The following is a 13,681-nucleotide window of genomic DNA, read 5'->3' as shown; positions in this document are numbered from 1 at the left end:
GTGGAACTCGGTGCCCCCGTTTGGAGCACACCCATCAAAACGTCGATTCGGGCCGCGTGTTTCAAGATGTCATTCTGATGGCGGAAACACGTCACCAATAAAGGCGAAGATGCGGCGGCATCGAATCAAGAGGCCACATTAGAAGGGTGGGTCCAGACAGGGACGCTGAGTCCCACCCTATGCCTTCCCGATTTTCTACGGGCAGGCCATCTTTTCCAGCACCGAGCCTTTAAGCTGTCCGGCCGTCTTTTCCACGCCGCTGCGTTGGGCATCATTCATGCCGGTCAGCACAAAGCTGCTGTGGCGCAGCGTGTCATCCTTGTCGCGCAGCACCATCGAATGCACGCCCTTGGTCCGCAGTTCTTCCATGCGGCGCTCGCCGGCTTCACGCGTGGAGTAGATGCCCAGCGAAATGGCGTTCTGCCATTTGCCGCCGTTGTTAACCACAAAGTAATCATCCACATTCAGCGCCGCCAACTGGTCCGCGCGTTGTTTGGCCGTGGCCAGATCGGGCAGCGGCGGGATATACACCCACACCTTGCTGTTGGGGCCGCTGTTCTGTTCGGTATTGGTCACCTTCAGGATCAGCAAACGCGCGCGCGCGATGCCGGCCTGATCACCGGTCAGCCCCGTCCAGCGCGAACAACTGCGCGCGACTGTCACCGGGGTCGGTGCCGGGGTCGGCGTGGGCTTGGGCGCGGCGGTGGGGGCGGGCGTCGGCGCGGCGGTCGGCGTGGGGGCCGCTGTAGCGGCGGACTCAGCGGCTGCGGCGCTGGCGCTTACGCTGGCCACTGCAGCGGGTTTGGGCCGGTTGGCGAGTTCGCCCGTTACCACCTTCACCTGGCTGGCATTGACTTCGTGTACCGGCGTGCTGGCCGGGGCCGACGGCGGTTGCAGCAGATTGAAGCCAAACAAGGCCACATTGGCGACGATCAGTACGGCGATCAACCATTTCATCAAGCGTTATCCGGAACAGAGGGAGAGGGCGCAAAGGCCAGCGCGGCCAGACCGTGCAGCACCAGATTATCTACAAGCTGGTGCGGCGTGTTAAGCAATGTGGCCACGCGCGCGGCATCGCCACCACTGACCAGCACCACCGGCTCGTCGCCGCGTAACGCCAGGCGCTGGCGCATGGCGATAATCGCTCCCGCCAGCGCCGTCAGGCAGCCGGTTTCGATGGCGTCTTCGGTGCTGGTGGGAAAGTCATGCACGTGGCCATCGGCAAACGGCAAACGCGCGGTGCCCGCATGCAGCGACTGTTTCATCATGCGATAGCCGGGCAGGATCATGCCGCCCAGGTAGTCGCCTTCTTGCGTCACCGCTTCGACGGTTAACGCAGTGCCCGCGCTGGCGATGACGATGGCGCGTTCGGGCGCCAGTTTGCGCGCGCCCAACACGGCGGCCCAACGGTCGGGCCCTTGTTGTTCAAGCTTGCGATAACGATTGTTAACGCCCAGCGCTTCGCGGCTGACTTGCAGCCATTCAATCTGGATTTGCCATAAATCGGCAGCGGTGCGGCTGAGAAAATCACGAATATGCGGTTGGCCCACGCTACAAGCCACGATGCGCTCGGGCCGGGGCAGCGCAAAAAACGCCAGATGCCATTGTTGGGTGGCGGCGACCTCCACTTCGACCACGCCATCCCATTGGTCCGCCGCGTGCGCCTGTGTCCACTTGATACGCGTATTGCCCAGATCAATCAGCAGATGCATATCAGACGGCCTGCGTGGGTTGCGCGGGTGTTTGCAGCCGCAGGCTGACGTCGCCCGCGTGGATGATACGCTCGCCATCGACCGTCTCCAGCCGCAACGCGCCGCTTGGCGTTACGCCGCGCGCTACGCCAGCCAGCACGCTGCCATCCGGGCTCAGCAGATTAACCGGCAGGCCTTGCCAGACATGGCGCGCTTCCCACCGCGTTCTGAAACTATCAAAGCCGTTGCGCGAGAATTCTTCGAGGCCTTGTTCCAGCCGTTCCAGCAAGCGCGCCAGCACATCGTTGCGCGTCAGGCTAAGGCCATGGTCGCGCAGGCCTGCGGCCACCTGGGCCACATCGACGGCGGGGGCCAGGATATTGAGCCCGATGCCGATCACCGCATACGCGGGGCCGAGCGCATCGCCGGTCAGTTCGATCAGGATGCCGCCCGCTTTGGCATTACCCAGCAGCAAATCGTTGGGCCATTTCAACGCCATCTGGCTTACGCCGCATTCGGCCAGCGTTTCGGTGACGATACAGCCGACGGCCAAGGGCAATCCGGCCAGCGTGGGCGCGCCGCCCGCAAAGGCCCAGCCCAGCGAGAACATCAGGCTGCCACCCAGACGCCCCTGCCAGCGTCGCCCCATACGGCCACGGCCGCCTTCTTGCCATTCCGCCGCCAGCACACGGCCATGGCGCGGCTGGGCCAGCAATTGTTTATTGGTGGAATCGGTGCGTTCCAGTACTTCGGTATCCAGCACGCTATGGCGCGGTAGATGTTGGCGGATGGTCTGGTTATCGAGCCAGTCGATCGGCGTAATCAGGCGGTAGCCGACGCCATGTTTGCGTTCCAGCGTTACGCCAAATTCTTCGGCGGCGGCCAGCGCCGTGGAGACGCTGGCGCGCGACAGATCCAGCGCGTCGGCAATGACCGCGCCAGAGACAAACTGGTCTGCGCTCAGGTGGCGCAGACAGGCAAGGGTATGATTCATGCGCCGGATTCTAGCGCGAGTGCCGCCTTACTGCGATGACTGCGAGCTGTCCGATAGCGCGGGCGTGGCGGTAAAGGTTTCGATCACGTGATTCTGGTTGGTGTAGATACAGATATCACCGGCGATTTCGAGCGCCTTTTTAACCACCGCAGCGGGCGGCAGATCGGTGTTTTCCAGCAAGGCGCGCGCGGCGGCCTGGGCAAATGCGCCGCCCGAACCAATGGCGGCAATGCCCTGTTCGGGCTCCAGCACATCGCCATTGCCGGTGATGACCAGCGTGGCGGTGGGGTCGGCCACAATCAACATGGCTTCCAGCCGACGCAACATGCGGTCGGTGCGCCAGTCTTTGGCCAGTTCGACCGCGGCGCGGGTCAGATGGCCCTGGTGTTTTTCGAGTTTGGCTTCAAAGCGCTCAAACAAAGTAAACGCATCGGCCGTGCCGCCGGCGAAGCCGACGATGACGCGGTCGTGATACAGCTTGCGTACCTTGCGCGCGGTGCCTTTGATGACGACATTGCCGAGAGTGACTTGACCATCGCCGCCCACCGCGACGTCTGAACCGCGGCGGACCGAGACGATGGTTGTTCCGTCAAATTGCTGCATTGCTGATGTCCTGTGTGCGTTGCGTGATGCGATAGACCATCACTTGGGGGCGTGGCCCGACGCTTCAAGGCGGCAACGCATACTCAGCACATCGGGTCAGATATGGCCGATCTCGACCAGCTCGCCCACGCCCAGCATTTGCAACAGCGCCGCCACCAGTTCGTTGGCACAGGCAATGCGGACAGTTTTGCCGGTCTGCACCATTTCCATAAACAGGTTCAGGAACTGGCCTGCCGTCTCGAAATCGATGCGGCTGACGTGGCGCAAATCCAGCGCCATGCGGCTGTGTTGCTGGGCGAAGTCGCGGATCAGCGCCAACTGGCCCGCCGCACCGTGCAGCAACTCACCCGACAATTGCAGGTGTTCCGCCGGCACATTGGACTGCGCGGCTGGCGATGCGGCTTTGGCGGCCAGCGCGGGCGCGTGGCGCGGGTCCCACGATGGCGGCGACACTTCGTACGTGACCGCGTAATCAATGGCCAGGTTTTCAAAGGCTTCCTGGTCGCCACTGGCTTGCATGGTTTCGATCAGCAACAGCCAGAACGGCGCTTCAGCGGGCACATTGCGGCCGGTCTGGATTTTGCCGCGCAACAGATTGACCAGGCTATCCACACCCAGTGTCTGCACCGCGACATTGAATTTACGCACACGCAACCAGCCCCCGAGCAATTCGGCGGCGGCCAGCATGTCGATCTCGGCCACTTTGGCAAAATCCAGCCGCAACGCCTGGCCTGCTTGCGCGGCCTGAATCATGCGATCGGCTTCTTTGGCGGTGGCGTCGCCATTAAGACGCGCGGGGAAAGCAATATAAGTGCCGCTGGCCGCGGCGGTCGGGGCCGGGCGGGTAGAGACTACATCGCGCCATAACGGCGGCGAGGCTTCAAATTCCACCACGTATTGCAGCGCCAGTTCGTCAAAGGCGGTGCGATCGTTCAGTTGCTGGTACAGCTCGAACAACAAACCCCAGGTTTCGGCGCGGCGGGTGCCCATGCGTGCGGGCAAAGCGCCGCGCAACGTGGCGGCCGCCATCGCGGTCTGGCCATTGGCGTGCAGCACCACGGCCTCTTCTTCTTCGGCATCCAGATGCGCGGAGACGTCTTCGACTTCGATGGACAGTTCGTGCAGGTTATAGGCGGCTTCAACCGGCGCGGGGGCTGCAACCGGCGTCGGCGCGGCAGCAGCCGGACGTGCGCCGTGGGTAGCGGCGGGCGTGGTTGTGGCGATACCTTGCGCCTTGGCGGGAGCGGCAGGCGCGGGCGCACGCGGCTGGGTAACCGGTGCGTTATCGAGCGTATCGGGTTTACCGTCGCCCTCTTTTTTGCGGAAAAACGAAAAAACCACGTTGGGTATCCGAAGTAACGATCACCTCGTCGCGACGGTGCGTACGAGCAGGAATCTTGCTGTCCGGTCTGCATGAGCCGGGGCGGGCAAACTGGACAGTCGTTTGAATTTCAATCAGTCGCAATTGTAAGCTTGAAGCGTTCTACGCGGTAGCAAAAGCGTGTACCAGCGGTAGGCTTGCAGGGCGTCAACGGCAACCCCGCGCTTCACTGCAACACTCCTATTATTGTGTGACGATTCCTCCTATATACAAGTGACCTCGCAAAGGCATGTGACGCAATCGCGCTGATGTGCCTTTTTATCGATGGCCGGATCCGTTTTTAAATGGCGCTGACTTTGCGTAAACCATTTTCTGCTTTGGCCGCCACACGTTGGCGGCGGCTGCTCGTAATCGCCGCCAGCGTGCTGGTTTTGCTGCTGCTGTTGGGCGGCTTGGCCCTGCCGTGGCTGGCGCGACCCCGGCTGGAAGCCGCATTGACACAGGCTTTGCATCGCCCCTCCACCATCGCCGATCTGTCGTTTAATCCGTTCTTGCTGCGCGCCACGGTTACAGGTTTGGCGGTACAGCAACAGGGCCAGCCCGCATTCAGCGTCGCCCGTCTGACGGCCAATCTGCAATTGAGTTCGATCTGGCAACGCGGCCCGGTGCTGAGCGAGCTGACCATCGAGCAACCGCGTTTGCGCCTGGTGCGCACTGGGCCGCAGCAATACAACTGGTCTGACCTGTTGCAGCCTTCGCCCGAACATAAACAGACCGATGGTGGTCTGCCACGGTTTGCGGTTTACAACATTCGTATCAAAAGTGGCCAGATTGATTTCGAGGATACGGTTACGCAGCGGCGTAACAAGATCGACCAGATCGAAATTGGCGTGCCGTTTATCTCCAGCCTGCCCGTGTTTGTGCAAGCCCAGGTGGAACCGCATCTGGCGTTTGCGCTGGATGGGGCAAAGTTTGATATCAGCGGCAAAACCACGCCGTTTCAGGCCACGCGGCAAAGTACGCTGGACTTGCGCGCCAACGATATCGATATCCCGCGTTATCTGGCTTATCTGCCCGCGCAAGCAGGCTGGCGGCTGCCTGCGGCCAGGCTGGACAGCAATCTGCAACTGGTGTTTCGCGAAGAAAACCACGCGCCGCAATTGCGCCTGAGCGGCAACCTGGTATTACGCGACGCGCAATTGCAGCAAGGTAGTGGCGCGCCGCTGGCCAGTGTTAAACGCCTGCAGGTGGATCTGGCCGATGTGCGCCCGCTGGACGCGGTGTATCAGCTGGCGCGCGTGCAAAGCGAAGGCTTGCATGTGGCGGTAACGCGACCGGGGCAGGGCGGCTTGAACTGGCAGCAGGCCTTTGCCGCCCCCACCCGGCCATCGACGCAGCCGGTGGCGCAGGCTGCCTCGGATACGGCTTCGGCCGCCGCCGCCCATGCGGGTACGGCGGGCAAACCCACGCTGTTTAATATCGCGCAGCTGCAACTCAATCATTCCACGCTGGATTGGCGCGACGACAGCGTCAGCCCGGCCGTGCAGGCGCGTTTTGATCCACTGTCGCTAACGGCGCAGCAAGTTGGCAATCTGCCCGGCAAACCCGCCCAGCTGGAACTACAAACCACCGATGATCGCGGCATGACGCTGAAGCAGAGCGCCACGCTGCTGTTGCAGCCGCTGCATATTACAGGCCACACCCAGTTGAGTGGCATGGTGCTGCCCGCCATCCAGCCCTACCTGGCGCCATGGCTCAACCTCACGGTGCAGCAAGGCACGCTGGGCGTGCAGGGCGATCTGGACTATCAGGCCGGTAAGCTGCCCAGGCTATCTCATGTGCAGCTCGATATCGCGCGGCTCAAGGCGCAACTGGATGAGCACAAAACCGGCACGCTGCAGTTTGAGGCGCTGCAGATTGCCGCACCGGAGCTTGATCTGGCCGCCGCGCGTTATCAGATTGAGCACGTGCAATGGCGCAACGGCAGCCTGACCGCAGCGCGGCTGAAAGACGGCAACATTGACTGGGGCAGCCTGCTGCGCAAACCCGCGGCGGTGGATAGCGCGCGGCCCGTGGCGGAAGGCGTGCGCCAGGTGCAACAGGCGCCGCAACCGGCCGCGCAAGTCAGCGTGGGCAAGGTGGCGGTCGAGGGTATGGCGCTGCGGTACGCCGATGAATCGCTGCGGCGCTTAAAACCGCTGGAAATCAGCCAGATCAAACTGGATGCCGGACCGTTGCAATGGCCGTCAGCCACACCGATGCCGCTGCATTTATCGGCGCAAGGCAGTCGCAATGGCGCGTATGACGTCGCCGGCACGCTGAGCAATGCGCCATGGGCGGGTAAATTAAAACTGGATGTACGCAATGCCGATATTGGTTACGGCCAGGCGTATTTTACCCGCTGGCTGAATATCACGCTGGCCACTGCGCGCTTATCCGCCAAAGGCGATCTGGCTTTTAATGCGGGCAATAAACCGAGCGGCAGTTATCGCGGCAATCTCAGCGTCAATGATCTGTATGCGCTGGATAAAGTCACCGGGGATGATTTTCTCAAGTTTAAACGGCTGCAAATCAATGGCATTGCGGCGCAATCGCAGCCGCTTAAAGTTGACGTGAACGACATCCTGTTGCAGAACTTTTATTCGCGCCTGGTGTTGTATGCGGATGGCACCTTGAATCTGGCCAATGTGGTGGTGAAAGAAGGCAATGTGCCGCATGCGGGCCAGCTATCGTTAACCGCTTCCGCGCCTGCCGCTGTACCGACGCCAACCCCCGCCGTCGCACCGAAGGCACAGGCGGCCTCGGCCCCGGTCAATACCCGGCCGCGTGCGCCATTGCCGCCAGTGCGCATTAAACGCATTACGCTGGCGGGCGGCAATATCAATTACACCGACAACTTTATTCAGCCTAATTACACGGTCAATCTGACTGATATGGCCGGCACGGTAACCGGATTGTCTTCCGCGCCCGGCACGCGCGCCGCACTGGATTTGCATGGCAGCGCGGATCGCATGGCGCCGGTGGCGGTGAGTGGGCAACTCAATCCGCTGGCTGATCCGCTGTTCCTCGATATCAATGCTTCTATCAAAGGCTATAACCTGGCGGCGGCCTCCACCTATTCGGCCAAATACGCGGGCTATGGCATTACCAAAGGCAAATTGTCGATGCAGCTGCATTACCTGGTGGATCAACGCAAATTGCAGGCGCAAAACAAACTAACGCTGGACCAATTAACTTTGGGTGATCAGGTGGATAGTCCAAGCGCGACCAAATTGCCGGTTAAATTGGCGCTGTCTTTGTTAACAGACCGGCACGGCCAGATCAATCTGGATTTGCCGGTGACGGGTTCGCTGGACGATCCTCAATTCAGCGTGGGCGGTTTGATTTTTAAAGTGATCGTTAATCTGTTGGAAAAAGCGATTACCGCGCCGTTTGATTTGCTGACATCCGCTTTTGGCGGAGGCTCGCATGCATCGTTTACGACATTTGCGGCTGGCTCGGCGCATCTGGATGCGGCGGCGCTGGATGATCTGCACAAGCTGACGCAAGCGCTGAACGACCGGCCCGCCATCAAACTGGAAATCAGCGGCTGGGCCGATCCGTCGCTGGATGCGGCCGGGATCAAGCAAGCGGCGCTGGAATCGCGGTTGCGGGCGGCCAAGGCGGCGGCGATGACGGCACAGGGCGATCTGGCGGCAGACCAGGATAGCCTGGAAATTACGCCCGCAGAACGGCCCGCGTTGCTGACGCGTGTGTACAAGCAGGCAAAGTTTGCGAAGCCGACCAATCTGATCGGACTGAATAAATCGTTGCCACCCGAAGAAATGGAAAAGCTACTGTTGGCCAATCTGCCGGCGGGGGCGGATGAGATGCGTGGCCTGGCCAACGCCCGCGCCCAGGCGGTGAAAGCGGAACTGGAAAAAGAAGGCGTGGCGGCCGAGCGCATTTATCTGACGCAACCGCGCATTGACGGCGGCGGTGATGTCGCGGCCAAGGACAAGGGCCCGGCAACGCGGGCGATGTTCAAACTGGGGTAAATGCATGGGCGACGGCCGAACCGATCGGTCTGGCGCCCGCGCAGGGCTAGTGTCCGCCCGCCGATGGTGTCCATGGCACGGCCACGGGCTGGCCTTGCGCATCCAGCAACGGTTCGTCCGCGAGCGTGGCCATGCTCCATTGGCCACGATGCCACACCAGATAGCCGCCCATACCGCGACGCCAGTCCGGCAATACCCAGCGTGTCCCCGCCGCTTCGACGTGGCGCGCTGGCCGATGGGTGTGGCCGTGGATCAGGGTTTGCACGCCAGCCGCGCGCATGGCGGCGGCGACGGTATCCCGATTCACATCCATGATCGTGCGATCTTTTTGCATGTTCATGGCGCTGGAACGCTGGCGCAGCGCTACGGCCTTGCCGTAACGATAGCTATACGGTAGCGCCAGCCAGATCCATTGCGGCAGCGGGTTGCGTACGATTCTGCGAAAACGCAGATACGCGGCGTCGTCGCTGCAATAGGCATCGCCATGCGCCAGCAATACGGGCGTGCCATCGGGCAGCGTAACCGGATGGGGGTCGGGGATCAGCGTGAGGGCGGCGCTGCGGGCAAAGCGGCGGCCACACAGAAAATCACGGTTGCCCGGCATAAAGAACACCTGCACGCCACGGTGGCTCAGGTCGGCCAGCAACGAGGCAATGCGGTGGTAATACGGTTCGGTCAGTTGATCATCGCCGATCCATGCTTCAAACAAGTCGCCCAGGATATACAACTGACTGGCATGCGTGGCGCTGTGGCGCACGAAATGCTCGAACGCCTCGGTGCCCGCGATGTCATCGGGGCTGAGATGCAGATCGGAGATAAAAAACAGTTGGGGCTCGCTCATGGGCGCTTTGGATTCGGGTGCGGGCAGCCATAAAAAAGCGCGGCCGCCGGGGCCGCGCTGATCGGTTTAATGCGCTCAGGCCAGGACTTCGGCCTTGATGATGCTGACGTCATCCTTCGGCACATCCTGGTGGAAGCCCTTGTTGCCGGTCTTCACGCCCTTGATCTGGTCAACCACTTCTTTGCCTTCCACTACCTTGCCGAACACGGCATAGCCCCAGCCTTGCGGGGTGGGCGATTTGTAGTTGAGGAAGTCGTTGTTGCTGACGTTGATAAAGAACTGCGCCGAAGCGGAATGCGGTTCCGGCGTGCGGGCCATGGCGACGGTGTAGGCGTCGTTGGTCAGGCCGTTGTCGGCTTCGTTCTGAATGGTGTCGCGGGTGGGCTTTTGCTTGAGGCCGGCTTCAAAACCGCCGCCTTGCACCATAAAGCCGTCGATTACGCGGTGGAATACGGTGCCATCGTAGTGGCCGTCGTTGACGTATTGCACAAAGTTAGCGACGGTTTTCGGGGCTTTTTCGTCGTTCAGTTCCAGAACGATATCGCCCATGCTGGTTTCGAGTTTTACTTTGGTCGTCATATCCAGGGTTCCTTATATAGGGTTACTTGCCGGCTTTGCCTGCCAGCACATGTGCGTCTTTGATCACGATCGGATCAACCGGGGCATCGCCCGAATCGGTGGGCGCAGCGGCGATCTTGTCCACCACGTCCATGCCTTTCACAACCTTGCCGAAGACGGCGTAGCCATAACCATCACGGCTGGGGTAATTGAGCGCGTCGTTGTTCTTGAGATTGATATAGAACTGCGACGTGGCCGAATCGGGAACCCCGGTGCGGGCCATCGCCAGCGAGCCACGATCATTCTTCAGGCCGGCCTTGAAGGCTTTTTCAGCTTCGTTTTTGATTGGCGCTTTGGTCGGGAGTTCGGTCTTGTTGGTATCAAGCCCGCCGCCCTGAATCACAAAGCCCTGAATCACGCGGTGAAAGATGGTGCCGTTGTAGTGCTTGTCCTTGACGTAATCAAGGAAGTTGGCCACCGAGATGGGGGCGGCGTCGGGATATAACTCAACCACGATCGCGCCTTTGCTGGTGTTGATTTCGACTTGCGGATTGGCCGCAAGCGCCACACCGGCGGCCAGCAGCAAACTCAGCGACATCAGGAATTTTTTCATGCGGTTAGATCCGGGGTTTGAAAACAGCGGCCATGATAACACGGGCCAATGGCGCGCCTGGCGCGTTAGAATGGCGCTCATTGTGCCTTTGCGGAGCGATCCCTCACCATGCTGCCTACTCTCAAACTGCCGTCGCTAGACCGTGTTGTGGCTGAATTCGATACCGTGTTGCGCACGCTGGCCGCCCCGGCCATCAGCGAACGTCCGCACCCGGACGCGCATATCGATGAAGCCGAAATGACGGCCGAAGAAAAACGCCACGCGGCCGGTTTGATGCGGGTAAATCACAGCGGTGAAGTGTGTGCGCAAGCGTTGTATCAGGGGCAGGCCCTGACGGCGCGGGACCCGGCCGCACGCCAGGCGCTAAAACATGCGGCGCACGAAGAAGTCGAGCATCTGGCCTGGACCGCGCAACGCATCACCGAACTGGGCAGCCGTCCCAGCCTGCTTAATCCGCTGTGGTACGCAGGCAGCCTGGCGATGGGCGTGACGGCCGGTTTGATCGGCGACCGCTGGAATCTGGGCTTTCTGGCCGAAACCGAACGCCAGGTGGGCGCACATCTGCAATCGCACCTGACCACCCTGCCGCCGCAAGACAGCAAGAGCCGTGCGGTAGTGGCGCAGATGCATACCGATGAAATGACCCACGCCGTCCTGGCCGAAGACCTGGGTGGCGCACCGTTGCCAGCGCCGGTACGCACGTTGATGACCACTACATCGAAATTGATGACCTCGTTGTCTTATCGGCTGTAAACACGCGGGTTTGCGGCCGGATGCCTGTCAGAAATTGATCTGGATCAATCGCGGATTTATGTAGTTGTCATAACGGCACTTCTTCACACTTTTGCCACATTGCTTGCGCGTATAACTGCACGTCATTCTGATCTGACTTGCAGGTGTAATCATGTCGCAACTACGTAGTCCGGCTGAAATTGTTGAAGCGATGGCGCATACGGGCACCGAGAAAGCCACGATGCCGATCTGGAAACTGGGGCTGATGGCAGTGCTGGGAGGCATGTTCATCGGCTTGGGCACGCTGCTGGCGCTGGAGTGCGCGGCAGGCTCGCCGGGCCTGGCCGCCAGCGATCCGGGTCTGGTTAAATTACTGTTTGGCGCGGTGTTTCCGCTGGGCTTTATTGCGGTGACGCTGACGGGTGCCGATTTGTTTACGTCCAATTGCGCGGCAGGCATGGTCAGCGCTTGGCAACGCCATATCAATACCGCCGCGCTGGGCCGCTTCTGGCTGGTGTCTTATGTGGGCAATATGGTGGGCGCGATCATCACGGCGTGGCTGTTCGGCCTGCAAACGCATCTGATTACCTCGGACACTTCTTCGGCTTATCTGATCCATCTGGCGATGGGCAAAGTATCACATCCCTTCTGGATGACCTTTGTGAAGGCCATGCTGGCCAATCTGTTGGTGTGCGTGGCCGCGATGCAGGGTTATTCGGCGAAAGACACGCTTGGACGCATGCTTGGTATCTGGTTTCCGGTGATGGCGTTTGTGGCGCTGGGCATGGAGCACAGTATTGCCAATCTGTTTATCCTGCCGGCGGCCGTGATGGCGGGCGCGGACATCAGCCTGACGCAAATGGTGTGGAATAACCTGATTCCCGCCACGTTAGGCAATATTGTGGGCGGCGCGTTGCTGATCGGGTTGCCGTATGCGCTTATCTATACCAAAGCGCGCGTGCGCCCGGCTGAAGAGGTCGACGCAGTGGTCAATGGCGCGGCGTCGAGCGCCCTGCCCGATATGGCGCACTAAACTGATGCTGCAAAAAGGCCCGCGCGTGATCTCGCTGCGGGCCTTTTGTATTAGTGGGCTTCGATGACTTCAAAGTCATGCGTGATCTCGGCGGTCTTGCCCAGCATGATCGAAGCCGAACAATATTTTTCCGCAGATAACTTGATCGCGCGTTCCACCACTTCAGGCTTGAGCGCTTTGCCCGTCACCACAAAGTGAAAATGAATCCGGGTAAACACTTTAGGGTCTTCATCAGCGCGGTCGGCGTCCACGTCCACGGTGCAATCGCGTACGTCCGCGCGGCTCTTTTTAAGGATATGGATCACGTCGTAAGCGGTGCAGCCCGCTGTGCCCATCAAAACCAGTTCCATCGGGCGCGGGCCCATATTGTTGCCGCCGCCTTCCGGCGCACCGTCCATCAGAACCGAATGGCCGGAGCCCGATTGCGCCAGGAAGCTGACATTCTCGACCCATTTCAAGCGCGTTTTCATTGTGGTTATCTCCTGTAAGTGGCGCGATTCTACCGCTTGCGCTGCCGCTTTCCCAAGCGCTGCGCCGGGCTGCAGGGCACGCCAGCGCTCAAACGCGCGTTTGGTGCGGCGCACAAAAAGAACTTGCTTATGGCATGACGCTGGCTTAGGCTGAGGTTACGACGCTGAAGCTGGCTTCGGCGTTGTCTCCTCCATCCTCCTTCTTTGGTGGAATTCAGCGCAATCTTTCGACAGGTTGCGTTTTTTTTGCCGAATCCGCATCAATCCCGCTTTTATCCTGGTTTGTGTTTGACACTTCGTTGAAATACCAGATAAAATCCGCGACTTTCTCCAAATCAAAAATGTGGAACGTGCAGTTATGAAAACCTTTTCTGCCAAGCCGCACGAGGTTAAGCGCGAGTGGTTAGTCGTTGACGCCACTGACAAAGTGCTGGGTCGTCTCGCGGCTGAAATCGCCAAGCGTCTGCGTGGCAAGCACAAAGCCGAATACACCCCGCACGTCGATACGGGCGACTACATCGTAGTGGTAAACGCAGACAAACTGCGCGTGACCGGTGACAAGGCAACCAGCAAGATTTACTACCGTCACACCGGCCATCCGGGTGGTATCTACGAACGCACCTTCACTGAGATGCAGACCAAATTCCCGGGCCGCGCGCTCGAGATGGCTGTGAAGGGTATGCTGCCGAAAGGTCCGCTGGGCTACGCCATGCTGAAAAAGCTGAAGGTGTACGCCGGTAATGAGCATCCGCACTCCGCTCAACAGCCCCAAGTTCTGGATATCTAAG

13 protein-coding genes are annotated in these 13,681 nt (G+C 60.4%); 4 read left to right on the top strand and 9 right to left on the bottom strand.

Going from position 1 to position 13,681, the window contains the following annotated elements; all coding sequences use genetic code 11:
• Nucleotides 1–195: 195 nt before the first annotated feature.
• From WG78_RS16040 to WG78_RS16020, 5 genes are all read right to left on the bottom strand, one after another.
• Nucleotides 196–957: an SPOR domain-containing protein gene (locus tag WG78_RS16040; protein WP_053938848.1), complete on the bottom strand. Its 762-nt coding sequence runs from the start codon at nucleotides 955–957 to the stop codon at nucleotides 196–198.
• Complete coding sequence (locus WG78_RS16035) at nucleotides 957–1,712, bottom strand: type III pantothenate kinase (RefSeq protein WP_053938847.1); 756 nt, start codon at nucleotides 1,710–1,712, stop codon at nucleotides 957–959. The genes WG78_RS16040 and WG78_RS16035 overlap by 1 nt, the downstream gene beginning before the upstream one ends.
• 1 nt (nucleotide 1,713) lies before the next feature.
• Nucleotides 1,714–2,685, bottom strand: a complete 972-nt coding sequence (locus WG78_RS16030; RefSeq protein ID WP_053938846.1) for a biotin--[acetyl-CoA-carboxylase] ligase — start codon at nucleotides 2,683–2,685, stop codon at nucleotides 1,714–1,716.
• Between the two features lie 27 nt (nucleotides 2,686–2,712).
• On the bottom strand, nucleotides 2,713–3,288 hold the full coding sequence (gene hslV / locus WG78_RS16025) for an ATP-dependent protease subunit HslV (protein WP_053938845.1): 576 nt from the start codon (nucleotides 3,286–3,288) through the stop codon (nucleotides 2,713–2,715).
• Nucleotides 3,289–3,384: 96 nt separating this feature from the next.
• The gene (locus tag WG78_RS16020) at nucleotides 3,385–4,629 is read right to left on the bottom strand and encodes an STAS domain-containing protein (protein ID WP_053938844.1); all 1,245 of its coding nucleotides are present in this window, start codon (nucleotides 4,627–4,629) and stop codon (nucleotides 3,385–3,387) included.
• Between the two features lie 324 nt (nucleotides 4,630–4,953).
• On the opposite strand from WG78_RS16020, the gene WG78_RS16015 reads away from it, so the two are divergent.
• Nucleotides 4,954–8,646 carry a DUF748 domain-containing protein gene (locus tag WG78_RS16015; RefSeq protein WP_053938843.1) on the top strand — a complete coding sequence of 1,231 codons (3,693 nt, stop codon included), beginning with the start codon at nucleotides 4,954–4,956 and terminating at the stop codon, nucleotides 8,644–8,646.
• A gap of 46 nt (nucleotides 8,647–8,692) precedes the next feature.
• Here WG78_RS16015 and WG78_RS16010 read toward each other — a convergent pair whose 3' ends face one another.
• The 3 genes from WG78_RS16010 to WG78_RS16000 form a co-directional block, all read right to left on the bottom strand.
• Entirely contained in the window at nucleotides 8,693–9,487 is a 795-nt protein-coding gene (locus tag WG78_RS16010; protein WP_083459225.1) for a UDP-2,3-diacylglucosamine diphosphatase, read from the bottom strand.
• 75 nt (nucleotides 9,488–9,562) lie between these two features.
• Nucleotides 9,563–10,066 (bottom strand): peptidylprolyl isomerase, encoded by a 504-nt coding sequence (locus WG78_RS16005; protein ID WP_053938842.1) that lies wholly within the window; start codon nucleotides 10,064–10,066, stop codon nucleotides 9,563–9,565.
• 22 nt (nucleotides 10,067–10,088) lie between these two features.
• Complete coding sequence (locus WG78_RS16000; RefSeq protein WP_053938841.1) at nucleotides 10,089–10,658, bottom strand: peptidylprolyl isomerase; 570 nt, start codon at nucleotides 10,656–10,658, stop codon at nucleotides 10,089–10,091.
• Nucleotides 10,659–10,766: 108 nt separating this feature from the next.
• On the opposite strand from WG78_RS16000, the gene coq7 reads away from it, so the two are divergent.
• Complete coding sequence (gene coq7 / locus WG78_RS15995) at nucleotides 10,767–11,411, top strand: 2-polyprenyl-3-methyl-6-methoxy-1,4-benzoquinone monooxygenase (RefSeq protein ID WP_053938840.1); 645 nt, start codon at nucleotides 10,767–10,769, stop codon at nucleotides 11,409–11,411.
• A 151-nt stretch (nucleotides 11,412–11,562) separates the two neighbouring features.
• The gene (locus WG78_RS15990) at nucleotides 11,563–12,423 is read left to right on the top strand and encodes a formate/nitrite transporter family protein (protein WP_053938839.1); all 861 of its coding nucleotides are present in this window, start codon (nucleotides 11,563–11,565) and stop codon (nucleotides 12,421–12,423) included.
• A gap of 50 nt (nucleotides 12,424–12,473) precedes the next feature.
• On the opposite strand, the gene WG78_RS15985 is transcribed toward WG78_RS15990, so the two are convergent.
• A complete protein-coding gene (locus WG78_RS15985) occupies nucleotides 12,474–12,893 on the bottom strand; it encodes an OsmC family protein (RefSeq protein WP_053938872.1) in 420 nt (139 codons plus the stop codon).
• Nucleotides 12,894–13,251: 358 nt separating this feature from the next.
• Between WG78_RS15985 and rplM the strand changes: the two genes are divergently transcribed.
• Entirely contained in the window at nucleotides 13,252–13,680 is a 429-nt protein-coding gene (gene rplM / locus WG78_RS15980) for a 50S ribosomal protein L13 (protein ID WP_053938838.1), read from the top strand.
• The last annotated feature ends 1 nt before the right edge of the window (nucleotide 13,681 follow it).

The organism is Amantichitinum ursilacus, assembly GCF_001294205.1.
GTDB classification, from domain to species: Bacteria; Pseudomonadota; Gammaproteobacteria; order Burkholderiales; family Chitinibacteraceae; genus Amantichitinum; species Amantichitinum ursilacus.
The sequence above is the reverse complement of the archived record's forward strand: the minus strand, read 5'-3'. Positions and strand labels throughout refer to the sequence as shown.

What these genes read in the sequence shown, in the direction of transcription:
- coq7 (WP_053938840.1), top strand. Translation starts at nt 10,767, where the DNA reads ATGCTGCCTACTCTCAAACTGCCGTCGCTAGACCGTGTTGTGGCTGAA.
- WG78_RS16030 (WP_053938846.1), bottom strand. Translation starts at nt 2,685, where the DNA reads ATGAATCATACCCTTGCCTGTCTGCGCCACCTGAGCGCAGACCAGTTT.
- rplM (WP_053938838.1), top strand. Translation starts at nt 13,252, where the DNA reads ATGAAAACCTTTTCTGCCAAGCCGCACGAGGTTAAGCGCGAGTGGTTA.
- WG78_RS16040 (WP_053938848.1), bottom strand. Translation starts at nt 957, where the DNA reads ATGAAATGGTTGATCGCCGTACTGATCGTCGCCAATGTGGCCTTGTTT.
- WG78_RS16000 (WP_053938841.1), bottom strand. Translation starts at nt 10,658, where the DNA reads ATGAAAAAATTCCTGATGTCGCTGAGTTTGCTGCTGGCCGCCGGTGTG.
- hslV (WP_053938845.1), bottom strand. Translation starts at nt 3,288, where the DNA reads ATGCAGCAATTTGACGGAACAACCATCGTCTCGGTCCGCCGCGGTTCA.
- WG78_RS15990 (WP_053938839.1), top strand. Translation starts at nt 11,563, where the DNA reads ATGTCGCAACTACGTAGTCCGGCTGAAATTGTTGAAGCGATGGCGCAT.
- WG78_RS16005 (WP_053938842.1), bottom strand. Translation starts at nt 10,066, where the DNA reads ATGACGACCAAAGTAAAACTCGAAACCAGCATGGGCGATATCGTTCTG.
- WG78_RS15985 (WP_053938872.1), bottom strand. Translation starts at nt 12,893, where the DNA reads ATGAAAACGCGCTTGAAATGGGTCGAGAATGTCAGCTTCCTGGCGCAA.
- WG78_RS16015 (WP_053938843.1), top strand. Translation starts at nt 4,954, where the DNA reads ATGGCGCTGACTTTGCGTAAACCATTTTCTGCTTTGGCCGCCACACGT.
- WG78_RS16010 (WP_083459225.1), bottom strand. Translation starts at nt 9,487, where the DNA reads ATGAGCGAGCCCCAACTGTTTTTTATCTCCGATCTGCATCTCAGCCCC.
- WG78_RS16035 (WP_053938847.1), bottom strand. Translation starts at nt 1,712, where the DNA reads ATGCATCTGCTGATTGATCTGGGCAATACGCGTATCAAGTGGACACAG.